This is a genomic window from Luteimonas sp. AC640a, assembly GCF_979256585.1.
Window position 1 is genome coordinate 214,075 of record NZ_CEEDOV010000010.1, and the last position, 17,012, is coordinate 231,086.

Annotated in this window: 19 protein-coding genes; 8 read left to right on the top strand and 11 right to left on the bottom strand. The window is 69.2% G+C overall.

Features of this window, described 5'->3' with window-relative positions:
- The first annotated feature begins 94 nt into the window (after positions 1–94).
- The 6 genes from ACZ9YD_RS10075 (at position 95) to ACZ9YD_RS10100 (ending at position 7,180) form a co-directional block, all read left to right on the top strand.
- Positions 95–1,321, top strand: coding sequence for a CaiB/BaiF CoA transferase family protein (locus ACZ9YD_RS10075; protein WP_465075063.1), 1,227 nt, complete (start codon positions 95–97; stop codon positions 1,319–1,321).
- Complete coding sequence (locus tag ACZ9YD_RS10080; RefSeq protein ID WP_465075064.1) at positions 1,321–1,926, top strand: glutathione S-transferase family protein; 606 nt, start codon at positions 1,321–1,323, stop codon at positions 1,924–1,926. Before ACZ9YD_RS10075 ends, ACZ9YD_RS10080 begins: the two co-directional genes overlap by 1 nt.
- Positions 1,919–3,457: a 3-hydroxyacyl-CoA dehydrogenase gene (locus tag ACZ9YD_RS10085; RefSeq protein WP_465075065.1), complete on the top strand. Its 1,539-nt coding sequence runs from the start codon at positions 1,919–1,921 to the stop codon at positions 3,455–3,457. The genes ACZ9YD_RS10080 and ACZ9YD_RS10085 overlap by 8 nt, the downstream gene beginning before the upstream one ends.
- Entirely contained in the window at positions 3,450–4,220 is a 771-nt protein-coding gene (locus ACZ9YD_RS10090) for an enoyl-CoA hydratase-related protein (RefSeq protein ID WP_465075066.1), read from the top strand. Before ACZ9YD_RS10085 ends, ACZ9YD_RS10090 begins: the two co-directional genes overlap by 8 nt.
- A gap of 240 nt (positions 4,221–4,460) precedes the next feature.
- On the top strand, positions 4,461–6,071 hold the full coding sequence (locus ACZ9YD_RS10095) for an MFS transporter (RefSeq protein WP_465075526.1): 1,611 nt from the start codon (positions 4,461–4,463) through the stop codon (positions 6,069–6,071).
- Positions 6,068–7,180: an HlyD family secretion protein gene (locus ACZ9YD_RS10100; protein WP_465075068.1), complete on the top strand. Its 1,113-nt coding sequence runs from the start codon at positions 6,068–6,070 to the stop codon at positions 7,178–7,180. The genes ACZ9YD_RS10095 and ACZ9YD_RS10100 overlap by 4 nt, the downstream gene beginning before the upstream one ends.
- A gap of 7 nt (positions 7,181–7,187) precedes the next feature.
- Here the strand turns inward: ACZ9YD_RS10100 and ACZ9YD_RS10105 are convergent, their stop codons facing one another.
- The 11 genes from ACZ9YD_RS10105 to ACZ9YD_RS10155 form a co-directional block, all read right to left on the bottom strand.
- On the bottom strand, positions 7,188–7,826 hold the full coding sequence (locus tag ACZ9YD_RS10105) for an AAA family ATPase (RefSeq protein ID WP_465075070.1): 639 nt from the start codon (positions 7,824–7,826) through the stop codon (positions 7,188–7,190).
- A gap of 2 nt (positions 7,827–7,828) precedes the next feature.
- Complete coding sequence (locus tag ACZ9YD_RS10110; RefSeq protein WP_465075071.1) at positions 7,829–8,185, bottom strand: type II toxin-antitoxin system prevent-host-death family antitoxin; 357 nt, start codon at positions 8,183–8,185, stop codon at positions 7,829–7,831.
- 87 nt (positions 8,186–8,272) lie between these two features.
- The gene (locus tag ACZ9YD_RS10115; protein WP_465075073.1) at positions 8,273–8,716 is read right to left on the bottom strand and encodes a hypothetical protein; all 444 of its coding nucleotides are present in this window, start codon (positions 8,714–8,716) and stop codon (positions 8,273–8,275) included.
- 51 nt (positions 8,717–8,767) lie between these two features.
- Entirely contained in the window at positions 8,768–9,967 is a 1,200-nt protein-coding gene (locus tag ACZ9YD_RS10120) for a DUF1176 domain-containing protein (protein WP_465075075.1), read from the bottom strand.
- Positions 9,968–10,037: 70 nt separating this feature from the next.
- On the bottom strand, positions 10,038–11,423 hold the full coding sequence (gene hslU / locus ACZ9YD_RS10125) for an ATP-dependent protease ATPase subunit HslU (protein ID WP_465075077.1): 1,386 nt from the start codon (positions 11,421–11,423) through the stop codon (positions 10,038–10,040).
- Positions 11,424–11,514: 91 nt separating this feature from the next.
- Positions 11,515–12,069 carry an ATP-dependent protease subunit HslV gene (hslV, locus tag ACZ9YD_RS10130; RefSeq protein ID WP_159680638.1) on the bottom strand — a complete coding sequence of 185 codons (555 nt, stop codon included), beginning with the start codon at positions 12,067–12,069 and terminating at the stop codon, positions 11,515–11,517.
- Between the two features lie 68 nt (positions 12,070–12,137).
- Positions 12,138–12,536, bottom strand: coding sequence for a hypothetical protein (locus ACZ9YD_RS10135; protein WP_465075078.1), 399 nt, complete (start codon positions 12,534–12,536; stop codon positions 12,138–12,140).
- Positions 12,537–12,555: 19 nt separating this feature from the next.
- The gene (gene xerC / locus ACZ9YD_RS10140; protein ID WP_465075080.1) at positions 12,556–13,437 is read right to left on the bottom strand and encodes a tyrosine recombinase XerC; all 882 of its coding nucleotides are present in this window, start codon (positions 13,435–13,437) and stop codon (positions 12,556–12,558) included.
- Between the two features lie 8 nt (positions 13,438–13,445).
- Positions 13,446–14,123 carry a DUF484 family protein gene (locus ACZ9YD_RS10145; protein ID WP_465075081.1) on the bottom strand — a complete coding sequence of 226 codons (678 nt, stop codon included), beginning with the start codon at positions 14,121–14,123 and terminating at the stop codon, positions 13,446–13,448.
- Positions 14,123–14,962 (bottom strand): diaminopimelate epimerase, encoded by an 840-nt coding sequence (dapF, locus tag ACZ9YD_RS10150; RefSeq protein ID WP_465075083.1) that lies wholly within the window; start codon positions 14,960–14,962, stop codon positions 14,123–14,125. Before dapF ends, ACZ9YD_RS10145 begins: the two co-directional genes overlap by 1 nt.
- 37 nt (positions 14,963–14,999) lie before the next feature.
- Entirely contained in the window at positions 15,000–15,293 is a 294-nt protein-coding gene (locus tag ACZ9YD_RS10155; protein WP_465075084.1) for a hypothetical protein, read from the bottom strand.
- Positions 15,294–15,447: 154 nt separating this feature from the next.
- Between ACZ9YD_RS10155 and ACZ9YD_RS10160 the strand changes: the two genes are divergently transcribed.
- Both ACZ9YD_RS10160 and ACZ9YD_RS10165 read left to right on the top strand, forming a co-directional pair.
- Positions 15,448–16,545 carry a DNA/RNA non-specific endonuclease gene (locus ACZ9YD_RS10160; protein WP_465075086.1) on the top strand — a complete coding sequence of 366 codons (1,098 nt, stop codon included), beginning with the start codon at positions 15,448–15,450 and terminating at the stop codon, positions 16,543–16,545.
- A 12-nt stretch (positions 16,546–16,557) separates the two neighbouring features.
- The gene (locus ACZ9YD_RS10165) at positions 16,558–16,992 is read left to right on the top strand and encodes a hypothetical protein (RefSeq protein WP_465075088.1); all 435 of its coding nucleotides are present in this window, start codon (positions 16,558–16,560) and stop codon (positions 16,990–16,992) included.
- The last annotated feature ends 20 nt before the right edge of the window (positions 16,993–17,012 follow it).

The window sequence follows — 17,012 nt, forward strand, 5'->3', positions numbered from 1 at the left end:
CGGACGGCATGCCAGCCTTGCGCATCAGGCGCGTAGGCAGCGGCGGCCCACCTTCCTACAGTCCACCGGACACCCGCCGGAGATCGCCTGCCCCATGACGCCCGACCAACGCCCGCTGTCTCACCTCAAGGTGCTGGATCTGAGCCGCATCCTGGCCGCGCCATGGACCGGACAGATCCTGGCCGACTTGGGCGCGGACGTGATCAAGGTCGAACGCCCCGGCAGCGGCGACGACACGCGCACCTGGGGTCCGCCGTTCCTCAAGGACGCTGCAGGCAACGACACCCGCGAGGCCGGCTATTACCTGGCGGTCAATTCCGGCAAGCGCTCGATCACGATCCGCATCGACACGCCCGAAGGCCAACAGCTGGTGCGCGAACTCGCACAGCACGCCGACGTGGTACTGGAGAACTACAAGGTCGGCACGTTGAAGCGTTACGGCCTCGACGCCGATGCGCTGCGCGCGATCAACCCGCGGCTAATCTTCTGTTCGGTCACCGGCTTCGGCCAGACCGGCCCACGCCGTGACCAGCCCGCCTACGACTTCCTGATCCAGGCGATGGGCGGCCTGATGAGCGTCACCGGTGAGCGCGACGACCGTCCCGGCGGTGGCCCGCAGAAGGTCGGCATCCCGATCGTCGATCTGATGACCGGCATGTACGCCGCGGTCGCCGTGCTCGCCGCCGTCGCCAAACGCGACCGCAGCGGTGAAGGCGAAACGATCGACATCAGCATGCTCGACGTGCAGGTCGCGACGCTGGCCAACCAGGCGATGAACCATCTGGTGTCGGGCGACACCCCGCAGCGCAACGGCAACGCCCATCCCAACATCCAGCCGCAGGACGTCTATGCCTGCAGCGACGGCGACGTGATCCTGGTCGTCGGCAACGACCGCCAGTACGGCAAGCTCTGCGACGTGCTCGGCCATCCCGAATGGGCCGAGGGCGACTACGCCAGCAATGCCGGCCGGGTACGCAACATCGGTGCCCTGTCGACGCTGCTGCGCGACGCCTTCGCGAACTGGACGCGCGCCGACCTGGTGGCTGCGCTCGATGCGGTCGGCGTGCCCTGCGGCGCGATCAACACGGTGCCCGAAGTGCTGGCCGACCCGCAGGTCGTCGCACGCGGCATGCTGCAGCACGCCGCGCATCCGGCCGGCGTCGACGTGCCACTGATCGGCACGCCGATGCGCTTCCGCGACGCCGCGCTCAAGCCGCGCACCGCGCCGCCGCTACTCGGACAGCACAGCGACGAGATCCTCGCCACGCTCGGCTACAGTCCCGAGCGCATCGCGGCGCTGCGTGCCACCGGAGTCGTCTGATGAAACTGCACTGGTCGCCGAAGTCGCCGTTCGTCCGCAAGGTCATGGTCTGCGCGCATGAGCTGGGATGCGCGGATGCGATCGCGCTCGAGCGCTCGGTCGCCGCGATGCGGGTGCCCAACGCTGCGTTGATGCGGGACAACCCGCTGTCGAAAATCCCCACGCTGGTGCTCGAGCACGGCGCGTGCCTGTTCGACTCGCGCGTGATCTGCGAATACCTCGACGACCGTTTCGACGGACACCTGTTTCCGCGTGCGCCCGGCCTGCGATGGGACGCGCTGCGCTGGCAGGCCTTGGGGGATGGCGCGCTCGATCTGCTGGTGCTCTGGCGCAACGAACGCGAGCGCGATGTACCGTCCGAGGTGCTCGACGATGCCTTCGCGCTGAAGAGCAACGCCGTGGTCGCGCAGCTGGAACGCGAAGCGCCGGCCCTTGCGGCCGCGCCGTTCGCGATCGGCCATATCGCGATCGGCTGCACGCTGGGCTATCTCGATTACCGGTTCGCCGCGCGCGAATGGCGTGCGTCCGCGCCGGCACTGGCGGACTGGTTCGCCGACGTGTCCGCGCGGCCGTCGTTTGCCGGCACGGTGCCCGCCGATGGCTGAGGTCCACGGCACCGCACTGCCGCTGCAGCGCGCGGTCATCGTCATCGGTGCAGGCACGATGGGCGGCGGCATCGCCGAAGTCGCCGCGACCGCCGGTCACCGCGTGCTGCTGCGCGACGCGGATGCGGATTCGCTGGCACGCGGTATCGCCCGCATCCACGCCGGCCTCGACAAGCGCGTCGCCCGCGGCAAGCTCGACGCGGCCACGCGCGATGCAATCGTGTCGCGCATCCACGCCGACGACGGCAGTGCCGATACGGCCGATGTCGGACTGGTGATCGAAGCGATCGTCGAGAACCTCGACATCAAGGTCGCCGCGCTGACGCCGTACGCGGCGTCCCTGCCCGCCGACGCGATCCTCGCCACCAACACCTCGTCGCTGTCGGTCACCGCGCTTGCCGCGCGCCTGCCCGGCCCGGAGCGTGTGGCTGGTCTGCACTTCTTCAATCCGGCCACGGTGCTGCCTCTGGTGGAGGTCGTCGCCGGCCAGGCGACTGCACCCGGGGTCGTCGACACACTCGTCGCGACCGCACTTGCGTGGAAGAAATCGCCGGTGGTGTGCCGCTCGACACCGGGCTTCATCGTCAACCGCATCGCGCGTCCGTTCTACGGTGAGACGCTGCGGCTGCTGCAGGAATGCGCGGCGACGCCGGCCACACTCGATGCGGTGCTGCGCGAATCGGGTGGCTTCCGCATGGGACCGTGCGAACTGATGGATCTCATCGGCCACGACGTCAATTTCGCGGTCACCTGCTCGGTCTACGACGCGTTCTTCCAGGATCCGCGCTACCGCCCGTCGCTCGTGCAGCAGTCGCTGGTCGACGCCGGCTGGCTGGGGCGCAAGTCCGGTCGCGGCTTCTTCGACTATCGCGAAGACGCCGACACACCGCGGCCCGACGATGCCACCGGCACGCGGCCCTCGCAGGTACGCGTCGGGGGCGACTTGGGCGCGGCGCAGGCGCTGGTCGCGCTGCTCGACGGGCTCGATGGCATCACGGTCGAACACGGCAGCGGATCCGGCCTGCTGCGGATCGACGGCCTCGCGCTCGCACTGACCGACGGCCGCACCGCGACCGCGCGTTCGCTCGAGGCGGGCGAGCCGGTGGCGGTCTTCGACCTGGCGCTGGACTACGCCACCGCCACCCGGATTGCGCTCGCGTTTCCGGCACATGTAGACACACGGACACGCGACGCGGTCATCGGCCTGTTCGAGGCACTCGGCAAGCGCGTCTCGGTCCTCGACGACCCGCCCGGTCTCGTGGTCGCGCGCACGGTCGCCATGCTCGTCAACGAAGCGGCGGACGCTCTGCAGCAGGACATCGCATCCGCCGACGACATCGACGCGGCGATGACCCGCGGCGTGAACTATCCGCTGGGACCATTGGCCTGGGGCCGGAAGGACGGCCTGCCTTACTTCGCAGCAGTCCTCACGCATCTGGCGGCGGCATATGGCGAGGACCGCTACAAGGTGTCCCCGTGGCTGCGTCGCGAGGTCCAGGCACTGCACATCGGGGCAGGCACACATGGCTGAGTTCGTCGTCACCGAGGTCCGCGATGCGGTCGCGATCGTGCGCATCGAACGCGCGGCGCGGCGCAATGCGCTGAACCTGCAGGTCAAGACCGAGCTGATCGTGGCGCTGCAGGCGGCCTGCGCAGATCCTGCCGTCGTCGCCATCGTGCTGACCGGCAGCGGCGGCTATTTCGTCGCCGGCACCGACATCGGCGAGATGGCGACCCTGTCGCCGACCGATCACCAGCGTCTCGAGACCGATCGCGTCTTCCACGTGGTGCGGCAGTCGCCCAAGCCGGTGATCGCTGCGGTCGAAGGCTACGCGCTGGGCGGTGGCTGCGAACTCGCGCTGGCCTGCGACCTGATCGTCGCGGCCGAGGACGCACGTTTCGGCCAGCCCGAGATCCGCGTCGGCATCATGCCGGGCGCGGGCGGCACCCAGCGCCTGCTGCGCGCGGCGGGCCGTTACAAGGCGCTGTTGTGGACGCTGACCGGCGAGCATATTCCGGCCCGAGATGCGTACGCGGCCAATCTCGTCTCGCGCCTGGTCCCACCCGGCGAGGCATTGGACGAGGCGGTCCGTCTCGCCGCGCAGATCGCGACGATGCCGCCGCTGGCCGTGCAGGCCATCCGCGAGGCCATGCGCCTGGGCGCCGACGTGCCGCTGGAGACCGCGCTGTCGCTGGAGCGTCGTCTGTTCGAGCGGCTGTTCGACAGCGCCGATCAGCGCGAAGGCATGCAGGCCTTCCTCGACAAACGCGCGCCGCGCTACACCGGTCGCTGACACCGACGCAGCGCGTGCACCCGCGGGTGCTGCGCATCGCCAGTCACCGGGACGTGAAATCACCGGCAACGCCAGCGAACGCTGCATGCCGCGGGTTGTCTTGTTCTAGTGCGCGCGCCGGCCCAGACTGACCGCATGTCGAGTCTGCCGCCCTCCACGCCGCCTGCCGCGGTTCCGGAGCGGGCCGCACTGCGCGCGCATCGCTACGCGCCCCGCGAATGGGCGCCGCACGAGCGGCCGATGATGCCGGGCTCGCCGTCGACGCCGCTGCACTCCACGCGGCGCCGCATCGCGTTCGGCATCGTCGGTTTCATCGTCGCGATGACCGGCGGTCTCGGCAATGCGCTGGTCACCGCGAACCTGGTCAACCTGCAGGGCGCGCTCGGCGCGTACGCGTCGGAGATCGCGTGGCTACCTGCGGCCTACGTGATGACCAACGTGTCGATGAACATCCTGCTGGTGAAGTTCCGCCAGCAGTTCGGCCTGCGGCTGTTCACCGAGGCGTTCCTGATCCTCTATGCGCTGATCACGCTGGCCCATCTGTTCGTCAACGATCTGGGCTCGGCGATCGCGGTGCGCGCCGGCCACGGCATCGCCGGCGCGGCGCTCAACACGCTGGGCCTGTACTACATGCTGCAGGCGTTTCCGCAGAAGCATCGTTTGCGGGGGCTGGTGATCGGCCTGGGCATCGCGCAACTCGCGCTGCCGCTGGCGCGCGTGTTCTCGACCGATCTGCTCGAGTTCGGCGAATGGCGCGGTCTGTACATGTTCGAACTCGGCCTGGCGCTGGTCGCACTCGGCGGCGTGCTGCTGCTGAAACTGCCGCCCGGTGACCGCCACAAGGCCTTCGAGCCGCTGGACTTCGTGACCTTCGGTCTGTTCGCACCCGGCATCGCGCTGTTGACCGCGGTGCTCGCGCAGGGCCGTCTCGCGTGGTGGACCGAAACCGCGTGGCTGGGGTGGGCGTTGGCGGGCTCCTTCGCGCTGGTGACGGCGGCGATCGCCATTGAACATTTCCGCGCGCGGCCGCTGCTCAATACGCGCTGGCTCGCGACCGGCTCGATGCTGCGGCTGGCACTGGCGATCGTGCTGATCCGCATCGTGCTGTCGGAACAGGCAACCGGCGCGGTCGGTTTCCTGCAGGCGCTGGGCCTGGGCAACGAACAGATGCGCACGCTGTTCGTGATCGTGCTCGTCGGCAGCGTGGCCGGGCTGGCGACGAGCGCGTTGACGATCGATCCGACGAAGACCTGGCAACCGGTGCTGATCTCGCTGGCGCTGATGATGACCGGTGCGCTGATGGATGCGCAGGCCACCAACGTCACCCGGCCCGAACAGATGTACGTGAGCCAGTTCCTGCTCGCGTTCGGCAGCACGTTCTTTCTCGGGCCGATGCTGATCGCCGGCATCGGCCCGGTGATCAGCCAGCCGCGCAACCTGATCAGTTTCGTCGTGCTGTTCGGCATGACCCAGAACCTCGGCGGGCTGCTCGGTTCGGCGTTGCTGGGCACGTTCCAGACGATGCGCGAGAAGTTCCACTCCAGCGTACTGACCGAGCACCTGACGTTGCTCGATCCGCTGGTCGCCGCGCGCGTGCAAGCCACCGCGAACGGCTATGCCGCGACCATCGCCGATCCCGCGCAGCGCAACGCCCTCGCGGTACGCGCACTCGGCAGCGCGGCCACGCGCGAGGCCAATGTGCTGGCCTACAACGATGTCTTCCTGCTGATCGCCTTCATCGCGTTCTGCACGCTGGTGTGGATCATCGCGTCGCGGGTCTGGGCGCGTCTGCGCGCCGCACCGGCAACGCCCGCATCGCCACCCTCTTCTGCCGCCCCGGATTCCGCATGAGCGCACCCGCCCCGACGCCTCCACCCGAACAGCCGGCCGCGCCGTCGCGTCGCCGACGCGTGCTGCAGATCGCCGCGTTCGCCGCGGTCGCGCTGGCCGGCGTGTTGCTGGTGCTCTACGCCTGGCGCCTGCCACCGTTCGGCAGCAGCGTGCAGAGCACCGAAAACGCGACCGTGCGTGGACGCGTGACACTGATCGCGCCGCAGGTCTCGGGCTATGTCACCGAGGTCGCGGTGCAGGATTTCGAGGCGGTGACGCGCGGCCAGCTGCTGGTGACCATTGACGACCGCATCTATCGCCAGCGTTTCGAACAGGCGGAAGCGAACCTGCGCGTGCAGCAGGCCGCGCTGGCGAACGCCACGCAGTCGCGGCGCAGCGCCGAAGCCGGCATCGCCCGCAGCGCCGCGGACATCGCCGCGACGCGCGCGCAGTCGAACGTCGCCGCGATCGATCTGCGCCGCATCGAACAACTGGCCGCGCAGAAACTCATTTCCGAACACGACCGCGATCTCGCCCGCGCCAGCAATGCGCAGGCGCGCGCATCGGCCGCACAGGCCCGTGCATCGCTCGACATTTCCGAACAGGACGCGCGCAGCGTCGACGTCAACCGCGACAGCCTGGAAGCCGCCGTCGCGAGCGCCGAAGCCGCGGTGCGGCTGGCGAAGATCGATCTCGACAACACGCGCATCGTTGCGCCCGACGACGGCCTGCTCGGCCAGGTCACCGTGCGCCAGGGCGCGCTGGTCAACGCCGGCACGCAGCTGATGGCGGTGGTGCCGGCGGACGTCTGGGTGCTGGCGAACATGAAGGAAACGCAGATGGTCGACATGCGCGTCGGCCAGCCGGCGAGCTTCACCGTCGACGCACTCGGCGGCGCGCGGCTGACCGGTCGCGTCGAACGCATTTCACCCGCGACCGGTTCGGAGTTCAGCGTGCTGCCCGCGGACAACGCGACCGGCAACTTCGTCAAGATCGCGCAGCGGATTCCGGTGCGGATCGCGGTGGACCGCGATCAACCACTGGCGGAGCGGTTGCGGCCCGGGATGTCGGTGGAGGTGAGTGTGGATACGGCAGCCACACCCCCCGCGACGTCGCCCGCCACGCGCTGACCGCGCCTCAACGCGGCGTGTCCAGCGCTGCTTCCAAGACCGGTTTCGCCCATTCCGGCGTCGCCGCCAGCGCCTCCAGATCATCCGCATCCGGCACCACCAGCGCGCCATCGATCATCTCCAGCAGCAGCACCGGATCCGGCACCGCCTTTCCACGCGCCACCTCGACACTGTTGTCGTAGACCTGCAGCTGCGCGAGCACCGGCATCAGCGCGATCAGGTTTTCGCGCGCACGCGTCCAGCGCGCGCGGATGCTGGCTTCGGGAATGTCGTGACCGCCGACCGCGACGCGCGCCTGCACGCGCGCGATGTGCTGCTCGGCCGAGGACAGGCCGCAGAACCACATCAACACGTCGTGCGTGCGTGCGGCCTCGGCGATGCGCGCCGGCACGGTGTTGCCGCCCAGCGTGGTTTCGAATGCATGGCTGTGGCCGTGTGCGAGTGCGACGTCGAGCCGGCGCATGCCTGCCTGCCAGGCTTCCGCATTCGCTTCAGGCATCGAGCAGCCGGTCGCGGCAGCGAGTTCGCGCGCGAAGGTGTCGGGGTTGAACCACGTCATGCCGGCGCGTTCGAGCAGATGACCGCCGACTGAGCTCTTGCCGGCGCCGTTGACGCCCGCCAGCACGTAGAGGACCGGACGCGCCACGCTCAGCAGGTCGCGCCGGCCTTGACCTTGCCGCGCAGCCGCGCGGGGCCGCGCATCGCGTCACGCAGACGCGCGCCGGCATCGTCGGCCTGCAGCGCCGCCAGGCGCGCGTCGAAACGCGTGCGCAGCGTGTCCAGCGCCGAACGCTGGGCCGCGCCGGCGGTGTCGAGCGCCTGCAGGATCGCGCCGTATTCCTCGGCCGACAGGATCACCGCCTCGGGCGTGTTGTGGTTGGTCACCACGACCTTCCCGCCGCGGGCGATGGTCTTCATCACGCCGCGCCAGCCGAGCTTCTTGACGTCGGAGGCCGGCGTGCGCGGCAGCGCATCGAGGGCGTCGAGCTTGAGGGACATCGTCATCGCGGTCGCTCCTGCGGCGGGCATGGGGAAATATACCCCAATTGGCCTATCTGGCCCTTCACGCGATGCACGGTGTTCTGGACCCGCTCAGCGACGGGAAAAGCGCAGCACCAGCCACAGCACCAGCGCGAGCAGATTCACACCCAGCGCCGCGGTCGATGGGCCGGCCAGCGCGAGCCGGAATGCCTCCGAAGGCACCGACCAGTCGAGGTCGACCACCACGCTGCGGCCGAAGCGGAACTGCAGCGGCACCGTGGCGCCGACGTGCCAGGCGTAGCTCAGCCACGGCGTGGCGATGACCGGAATCTGCATGGCGAGCGCAATCCGCGACAGGCGCTCGCCGAGCGCGTCGCCTTCGAGCAGCAGCACGCCGGCGATCATCGCGAACGTCGACAGCAGCAGGCCGATCGCCAGCACCAGCACCGCGCCGCCGCCGGCTCCGCCGGAGGCCAGCCGCATCAGCGTGCTGGCGAGGCCGTAGAAACCACCGGCGATCTGCAGGATCGCGACGAGTCGAAGCAACACGGACATGGGCGGCGCACCGGACAGGGCGGGCGATTGTGGCGCCCTCGCCCGGCGGGCTCAAGGCGCGGCGGCAGGCTCGGCCACGCGCCACAGCACCGGCCATGCATCGGCGCTCAGGCCACCGCACGTCTGCATCTCGGCGTAGTGCGACAGCTGGAACGTCTGGCCGTCGAACTGCCACGTCGCTTCAAAGCCGCAGTCGCCGATGCCGCGGCCCTTCGCGAACTGCGCGAGCGTGCCGTTGGCGGCATCCAGGCCCGGGCTGACCAGCAGGTCGAAATCCTCGCTGGGGTTCACGCTGTCGTCGGAGAGCTTCGGCGCCGGCAGGGTCAGCCGCGTGACGTCGCTGCCGTCGCGCGCCGCGCGGAACACCAGGCTCGAGCCCTGATAAGCGCCGCTGTAGCAGCTGATGAAGACCAGTGCGTGCGCCGCATCAAGCGGGTACGCAGCATCCTCGCGCGAGACGTCAAAGTCGCCGCCGGCCTCGTTGCACTCGTGCGCACGCAGTGCCGCGGCCTGCGACGCACGCACGCCGCGCGTCAGACGCGCGGCATCGGCGCCCGACAACGGCTGCGGCGACGCAGTGGCCCGCGCCAGGACCGGCAGCGCCGGCGCCGCAGGAATCGCCACGGGATCCCGCTCGCCGCGTCGCGCCCACGCGCCGGGCGTATCGAGTCGCTGCTGGTGTTCGTCGATGTAGAGCAGCGCCGCGTTGAGGCCCGACAGCGACACGCTGCGATCCTGATCGTCATCCAGACGCGTGCCGTCGCGCACCAGATCGAGGAAGCGCGCGATCGACGCGGGATCCTCGATGCGCAAGGCAGCGTTCTCGCCTGCATCGCGCTCCCAGGGCAGCACCGCAATCGCGGACGCGGCGACACCGTCGAGTCGCAGCGACGAGGCGTCCACGTCCGCCCACGGTGCACTCAGCAGCAAAGACTGCGCGCCATCGGCGCCGGCATCGCGGGTCAACGACAGCACCAGTCCCGGCGCGGCGTCGGTGACGCCGATCGCGGCGCAGCGGCGGACGTTGTCGCAGGCGACCGTGACGTCGCGGAAGGTCCGGTAGACCGGTGCGGCGGGCGTGCCGACGGGGGCCGCCGGTGCGGATGCGTCCACGGATGCCGCCGCATCGGTGTCCGGGATCGACACGGACCCGGTTGCAGCCGCCGGCATGTCCGCATCGCCTTTCGTGCACGCGCCCAGCGAGGCCAGCAGCGCCACTAGAAGCACCGACTTGCGAGCAGCGTTCGACATCGCGACGTCTCCAACGAAAGGGCCCGCAATGATGCGGGCCCGAGGTTCGAACGTGGTGAACGCGGATGCGTCAGAGGATGTAGCGGCTCAGATCCTGGTCCTGCACCAGATCACCCAGCTGCTGGTCGACGTAGGCGCGGTCGATGAGCACCGTGCCGCCCTTGTCGGGCGCCTCGAAGCTCAGCGAGTCGAGCAGGCGTTCGAGCACCGTGTGCAGGCGACGCGCACCGATGTTTTCCTGGCGCTCGTTGACGTGCGCTGCGATCTCGGCGAGCCGGTCCACCGCGTCCGGCGCGAACGTCAGGCCGACGCCCTCGGTCTTGAGCAGCTGCACGTACTGCGTGGTCAACGCCGCCTTGGGCTCGGTGAGGATGCGGACGAAATCGTCCTTGGTCAGCGCCGTCAGTTCGACGCGGATCGGGAAGCGACCCTGCATCTCGGGAATCAGATCGCTGGGCTTGGCGAGGTGGAACGCGCCCGACGCAATGAAGAGGATGTGGTCGGTCTTCACCGAGCCGTACTTGGTGCTCACCGTACTGCCTTCGACCAGGGGCAGCAGATCGCGCTGCACGCCTTCGCGGCTGACGTCGGCACCGCTCGCGCCGCCCTCGCTGCGCTTGGCGACCTTGTCGATCTCGTCGATGAAGACGATGCCGTGCTGCTCGCAGGCTTCGATCGCGGCTTCACGCACATCGTCCTCGTTGACCAGCTTGCCGGCTTCTTCTTCGACCAGCTGCGGACGCGCGGCACGGATCGTCAGCTTGCGCTTGTGGGTCTTGCCGCCTCCGAGGTTGGCGAACATCTGTCGCAGCTGCTGACCCATTTCCTCCATGCCCGGCGGGGTCATGATGTCCATGCCCTGCCCGGCGCTGAGTTCGAGTTCGATCTCGCGATCATCGAGGTCGCCGGCGCGCAGCTGGCGGCGCAGCTTCTGCCGCGTCTCCGATTCCTTCGACGACGGCTCGGCGCCGATATCGACCGTGGCGCTCTGCGCGCTGAAGCCGAAACCGGGCTGCGCGGCTTCGCGCTTCGGCAGCAGCGCGTCGAGGATGCGGTCTTCGGCGCGGTCCTCGGCCTGTGTGCGCACGCGCACCTTGGCCTGTTCGCGATACAGCTTGACCGCCGTGTCGGCGAGGTCGCGGATGATCTGTTCGACGTCCTTGCCGACGTAGCCGACCTCGGTGAAGCGCGTCGCCTCGACCTTGACGAATGGCGCATTGGCGAGCGTCGCCAGACGACGCGCGATCTCGGTCTTGCCGACGCCGGTCGGGCCGATCATCAGGATGTTCTTGGGCATGACCTCGTTGCGCAGATCGTCGTCGAGCTGCGCCCGACGCCAGCGATTGCGCAGCGCGATCGCGACGGCACGCTTGGCGGCGTTCTGGCCGACGATGTGGCGGTCGAGTTCCTGCACGATCTCGCGCGGGGTCATGGTCGAGGAATTGGCATTCGTCATGGGAATCGGATGTCCGTAGAAGCGTGGGCGGGTGCGCGCGACCGGCAGGCGCGTGCAATCCGGCGGATCGCCGCGCGCCGCCGCAGGTCGATCACAGCTCTTCGACCACCACGTTGCGGTTGGTGTAGATACAGATGTCGCCGGCGATGTTGAGCGACTCGACAGCGACGGTGCGCGCGTCGAGCTCGGTATGCGCGAGCAGTGCGCGCGCGGCCGACAATGCGTAGGAGCCGCCGGAACCGATCGCGATGATGCCGTCGTCGGGTTCGATGATGTCGCCGTTGCCGCTGATGATCAGCGAGGTCTCGGCATCGGCCACGGCGAGCAGCGCTTCGAGCTTTCCGTAGCGGCGATCGGTGCGCCAGTCCTTGACCAGTTCCACCGCGGCGCGCACCAGCTGACCGCCGTGCTGCTGCAACTTGCCTTCGAACAGTTCGAACAGGGTGAACGCATCGGCGGCGGCGCCGGCGAATCCGGCGAGCACCTTGCCGCCTTCGCCCAGGCGACGCACCTTGCGCGCGTTGCCTTTCATGATGGTGTGGCCGAGCGTGACCTGGCCGTCGCCGGCGACGACCACCTTGCCGCCCTTGCGGATCGACACGATCGTCGTGGCGTGGAATACGTTGGGATTCTGGCTGGGGTCCATGCGGCCTCCAAGGATCGAATCCACTGGATGGGGCCGCGCCCGCCCGGATCAAGGCATCCGGCGTCGCGTCATGGCGTCGCGTCGGCCGCAGGCCCGCACACGTAGCGATCGAGCCGGCGCCCGGCGCGCACGCCCAGTACCGTGGCGATGCCCGACACGACGATCGCCATCGCGTTCGCACTCGCCGCATCGGCGAACGTGAACTGCCCGCCACCGAGGCGTTGGACCACGAGCATGCTCGACACCCAGCCCACCGCCCACAGCACCAGCGCCGCGCGCATGAACGGCTGCCGCGCGGCGAAGGCGCCGCCGGTCGACGACAGCAATGCGATCACGCCGGCCTGTACCGCTGTCGACACCGGCGCCACGCCCGACGGCATCGGCGGAAACAGGGACGCGGCGAGCAGGCCGAGCAGCATCTGCAGGGAAACCGACGCGGCCAGACCGATGACGATGCGCAGGTTCATGGACAACTCCGGGTGTGCGTCAGGACTTGCGGCGCGCGCGCGGATGCGCGGCGTCGTAGACCTTGGCCAGATGCTGGAAATCGAGATGGGTGTAGATCTGCGTGGTGGCGATGTCGGCGTGGCCCAGCAGTTCCTGTACGCCGCGCAGGTCGCCGGACGATTCGAGGACATGGCTCGCGAACGAGTGCCGCAGCAGATGCGGATGCACGCGCTTGAACAGCCCCTGGCGCTGCGCGAGCAGGCGCAGGCGCAGCTGCACGGCGCGCGCGGTAATCGGCGCACCCCCGCGGCCGGGGAACACCGGCGTTGCCGCCGTGCCGCCACTCTCGTTGCGCCACTCGGTCAATGCGCGCAACGCATGACTGCCGATCGGCACGCTGCGCTGACGGCTGCCCTTGCCGAGCACGGTCACCAGACCGCCGTCGAAATCCAGATCGCGCCAGCGCAAGCCGACCAGTTCCGACAGGCGCAGGCCCGACGAATAGAACAGTTCGAGCAGCGCGCGATCGCGCAGGCCCAGCGGCGCGTCGACCGGCACTTCGACCAGTTGCGTGGCCTCGTCGACATCGAGCACCTGCGGCAGCTTGCGCGGCGCCTTGGGGCCACGCACGCCGGCAGCGGGATTCGCGCCCACGTGCCCATGCTTGAGCAGCCATTGGTAGAAGCTGCGACACGCGGACAGGCGACGCTGCAGGCTCTTGGGCGACAGGCCGCCGCGATGGCCGGCGGCGACGAAGGCGCGGATGTCCTCGCCGTGCAGCGAGCGCATATCGCCGCGCGCCTGCGCGCCGGCCCAGTCGACCAGCGCGGTCAGATCGCGACGGTAGGCATCGAGCGTGTGCACCGACATCCGCCGTTCAAACTGCAGATGCTCGAGGAACGCGTCGACGTCGGCGTGCATGCGTGGGCTCAGGCGGCGGTGTCGAACCGTCGCATCGCGGTGACGAACGCTTCGCCCATCATGCGCAGGAACAGCGTGCCCATGCCGGGATAGAACCGGTTGGCGTCGCCGCTGCCGACCGCGACCAGGCCGATGCCGGCCAGCGGCAGCAACGCGCTCGAATGCACTTCGTCGACGCGCGGGCCGTACAGCAGCGACTGCTTGTCCGGATGCAGGCGGCCGCACAGCGGTTCCTCGTCCTTCAGACAATCGACGAAGGGCTGCAGCAGACGGTCATCGCGCGCGACCACCTGCAACCAGTCTTCCTCCAGCCCGGGCACCGGCGCGAACAGCACGATGCGCACCAGATCGCCGTTGAAGTCTTCTGCCAGCGTCGCGGCGAGCGCGCGCACGGTGGACGCCGGATCGGACTGGCGCATCAGCGCCAGCGTGAGCTGGTGCGTGCGCACCGCGAGACGCTCGTTCTCCTGCGAGATCGCGAAGAGATCGCGCAGGCGCTTGGACAATTCGCGGTTCTTGTCGCGCAGCACTTCGAGCTGATAGCTCGCCAGCGACGCGGCCGGACCGTCCTCGCGCGGCACCACCAGGGTCAGCGCCAGATCGGGGAACTGCTGCAGGAAGCTCGGGTGACGCCGCAGCCATGCGGCGACTTCATGCACGCCGAGTTTTTCGCTCGTCTCGCTCATCACAATTCCCCTTCGAAAACGAATGCGGCCGGCCCGGCCATCGACAAGGTGACGTCGTCGGCCGGCCAGTCGATATGCAAGGTGCCGCCGGGCAACGATACGGCGACGCTGCGCCCGGTGCGACCACGACGCGCGAGCACCGCGACCGCCGCACAGGCACCGCTGCCGCAGGCCAGCGTCTCGCCGACGCCGCGCTCGAACACGCGCAGACGGATGCAGTCGTCCGCGATCACCTGGGCGAAGCCGACGTTGACCGATTCGGGAAACCACGACGAGGCCTGCAGCGCGCGGCCGATGTGTTCGACGTCCGCGGATTCGACATCGTCGACTTCGATCACCGCATGCGGATTGCCCATCGACGCCGCCCCGAACGCGAGCGTGCCGATGCCGTCGACCGGCAGCGTGTACAGCGGCTGCGCCGCGTCGACGCCTGCCATGGGAATCCGCGCCGGCACGAACTCCGGCACGCCCATCGCGATGCGGTAGTCCGTGCCTTCGCGCGTGACCGCATGCAGGCCGGCTGGGCTTTCCAGCACGAAACCGTCATCGCCTACGCCGTCGCGCACCAGCCATGCGGCCACGCAGCGCGCGCCGTTGCCGCACTGCTGCGAGGCGGAACCGTCGGCATTCCAGATGCGGTAACGCGCGAGCACGCCGACGGCGCGCGGGGTTTCGACAGTGAGGATCTGGTCGCAGCCGACACCGGTGTGGCGATCGGCGAGCGCGCGGCACAGCGCGGCATCGGGCGGCGGCACATCACCGCGCAGGTCCAGCACGACGAAGTCGTTGCCGGCGCCATGCATCTTGGTGAAGCGCAGCGGGGAGACGGTTCCGGACATCAGGGACGACAGCAGTGCGAACGGGTGTCGCGCAGGCTCACGGCGTTCCGGTGGTGGCCGGCGGCACGTCGCGGATCAGCGGCACTGGCTGCGCGGGCGGCGTGCCGGTCGCGTCGTCGGTCGCGTCGTCAGTGGCCGCTTCGTCGGCGTCGTCTTCCCACGCCGCTTCTTCTTCGGCGTCGAGCTGTTCCTGGGTCGGAATCGACGACTTGAAGATGTAGCGGCCGCGGTCTTCCGGCGGCACCTGGCGCGGCTGCAGGAGGTCGGCCTTGTTGCCGCAGGCGGACAACAACAGGGTGGCGGCGAGGATCGGCAGGAGACGGGTGTGCATGCGCGGAAGTGTAGCCCGCCGCGTGGCAGGCGACATCACCGGCGTTGCTGTTCAGATGACAGCACGATGACTGCGGACCAAGGGTGCGCCCCAGATTGTCCGGGCCTGCGGCCCCGCCCAGACTTTGCGGCATCCGCGCCGACAGGACCGCACGATGGGCATTCTCGATGGGCTGGGCAACGCCGCATCCCAAGTAGGCGGCGTCTTCAAGGGCGCCGGCGAAGTGCTGTGGGAGACCGGCGAAGGCGTCGTCACCCTCGGCGGCAACGCGCTCAAGGCCAGCTACGACCTGAGCCCCGCGGGCCTTGCCGTCGACGGCGTGACCGGGCTGTACGAACAGGCGACTGGCGACACGCTCGACGCACCGGACTGGTTGCCGTCGGCCGCACGCGGCGGCGAACGCATGGAAGCCGCCGCCGAGGTCGTCTCCACCCTCGCCCGCAATCCCGGCCTGCTGATCGACGCGGTGGTCGATCCGATCAAGGCCGACTGGGAGGCCGGCAACTACGGTGAAGCGATCGGCCGCGGCGCGACCGAACTGGTGCTGGCCGTGGTCGGCACCAAGGGCGCCGACAAGGCGGCCAAGGGCGCGAAGGTAGCGGATGCCGCGGACACGGTTGCCGATGCCGCGCGCGTCGCCGAGCGCACGGATGATCTGGGCGACGCGGGCCGCACCACCGCGGCGCGCGCCGACGAGGCGGATCTAGGCGACATCCTCGCCGACGCCGAGACCGGTCGCACGGTCGGCGGCCGTCCGGTGCTGGCGTTCGAATCGATGGACGACTTCAACCTCGCCGCGAACGCCGCGCGTCCGGACACCGTCTACGAATTCGGCAACTACCGCTGGACCACCGACGACCAGGCGCGCGTGATCCGCGCCGAAGGCCGCGTCGATCTGGAACCCGTCGGCCGCAACGATGCAGGCCTGCAGCGCGACATCGGCAACGAAGGCCGCGCGACCGACGTCGGCTTCCACATCATCGCCGACCGTCTCGCCGGCCCGACCAACCGTCTGAACGTCGTGCCGGGCAATGGCAAGCCGATCGGCGATGGCCTGCCGAATCTCAACAACGGCGACTACAAGCGCTTCGAGAACGAACTGGCGCGACTCGCCGGCGACGGGCACGAGGTGGATATGCGGGTATCGCCCCAATACAATCCGGGCAACACCAGCAACCGTCCCGACACCTTCGTTGCGGAATATCGCGTGGATGGCGGCGACTGGATCGACCAGACCTTCCCCAACAAGTGATGCGAACACGCCATGGATGATCTCAATGCCGCCTATGCCGACACCGTGCGTGCCGTCGCGGCGAGCGTCCGGGATGTGAACGACGGCGAATGGGGCGCGCGCGACTGGCTGCGCCTCGTGGTCGATTTCGAATCGCTGTCCGAAGACGGCGGCGCGCCGCGCACCAGCAGCATCTCGTTCGCGATTGCGCGCGAGGGCGACGGTCCGCTGGAAAAGGTCGCGTTCCGTCTGTCGCCGGACGCCAAGGCCGGCTTCGCACAGATCGGCCGGATCATGCATGCGCAGAAGGGTCAGGACTGGACCACCAGCACGCTGGTCGTCGAGCGCGACGGCCAGTACGACTTCCAGTTCGCCTACACCGCGCCGTATCGCCTGTCGGGCAACCTCAACGACACGCGCTACCGCGATTATCTCGAGCGCTTCAAGGCCGAGACCGGCGCGCCCTAGAACCTGTCGGAGCGCGCTGC

What these genes read in the sequence shown, in the direction of transcription:
- ACZ9YD_RS10165 (WP_465075088.1), top strand. Translation starts at nt 16,558, where the DNA reads ATGGATGATCTCAATGCCGCCTATGCCGACACCGTGCGTGCCGTCGCG.
- ACZ9YD_RS10090 (WP_465075066.1), top strand. Translation starts at nt 3,450, where the DNA reads ATGGCTGAGTTCGTCGTCACCGAGGTCCGCGATGCGGTCGCGATCGTG.
- ACZ9YD_RS10135 (WP_465075078.1), bottom strand. Translation starts at nt 12,536, where the DNA reads ATGAACCTGCGCATCGTCATCGGTCTGGCCGCGTCGGTTTCCCTGCAG.
- ACZ9YD_RS10075 (WP_465075063.1), top strand. Translation starts at nt 95, where the DNA reads ATGACGCCCGACCAACGCCCGCTGTCTCACCTCAAGGTGCTGGATCTG.
- ACZ9YD_RS10080 (WP_465075064.1), top strand. Translation starts at nt 1,321, where the DNA reads ATGAAACTGCACTGGTCGCCGAAGTCGCCGTTCGTCCGCAAGGTCATG.
- ACZ9YD_RS10100 (WP_465075068.1), top strand. Translation starts at nt 6,068, where the DNA reads ATGAGCGCACCCGCCCCGACGCCTCCACCCGAACAGCCGGCCGCGCCG.
- ACZ9YD_RS10085 (WP_465075065.1), top strand. Translation starts at nt 1,919, where the DNA reads ATGGCTGAGGTCCACGGCACCGCACTGCCGCTGCAGCGCGCGGTCATC.
- ACZ9YD_RS10155 (WP_465075084.1), bottom strand. Translation starts at nt 15,293, where the DNA reads ATGCACACCCGTCTCCTGCCGATCCTCGCCGCCACCCTGTTGTTGTCC.
- ACZ9YD_RS10145 (WP_465075081.1), bottom strand. Translation starts at nt 14,123, where the DNA reads ATGAGCGAGACGAGCGAAAAACTCGGCGTGCATGAAGTCGCCGCATGG.
- hslV (WP_159680638.1), bottom strand. Translation starts at nt 12,069, where the DNA reads ATGGACCCCAGCCAGAATCCCAACGTATTCCACGCCACGACGATCGTG.
- dapF (WP_465075083.1), bottom strand. Translation starts at nt 14,962, where the DNA reads ATGTCCGGAACCGTCTCCCCGCTGCGCTTCACCAAGATGCATGGCGCC.
- ACZ9YD_RS10095 (WP_465075526.1), top strand. Translation starts at nt 4,461, where the DNA reads ATGATGCCGGGCTCGCCGTCGACGCCGCTGCACTCCACGCGGCGCCGC.
- ACZ9YD_RS10110 (WP_465075071.1), bottom strand. Translation starts at nt 8,185, where the DNA reads ATGACGATGTCCCTCAAGCTCGACGCCCTCGATGCGCTGCCGCGCACG.
- ACZ9YD_RS10160 (WP_465075086.1), top strand. Translation starts at nt 15,448, where the DNA reads ATGGGCATTCTCGATGGGCTGGGCAACGCCGCATCCCAAGTAGGCGGC.
- xerC (WP_465075080.1), bottom strand. Translation starts at nt 13,437, where the DNA reads ATGCACGCCGACGTCGACGCGTTCCTCGAGCATCTGCAGTTTGAACGG.
- ACZ9YD_RS10115 (WP_465075073.1), bottom strand. Translation starts at nt 8,716, where the DNA reads ATGTCCGTGTTGCTTCGACTCGTCGCGATCCTGCAGATCGCCGGTGGT.
- hslU (WP_465075077.1), bottom strand. Translation starts at nt 11,423, where the DNA reads ATGACGAATGCCAATTCCTCGACCATGACCCCGCGCGAGATCGTGCAG.
- ACZ9YD_RS10120 (WP_465075075.1), bottom strand. Translation starts at nt 9,967, where the DNA reads ATGTCGAACGCTGCTCGCAAGTCGGTGCTTCTAGTGGCGCTGCTGGCC.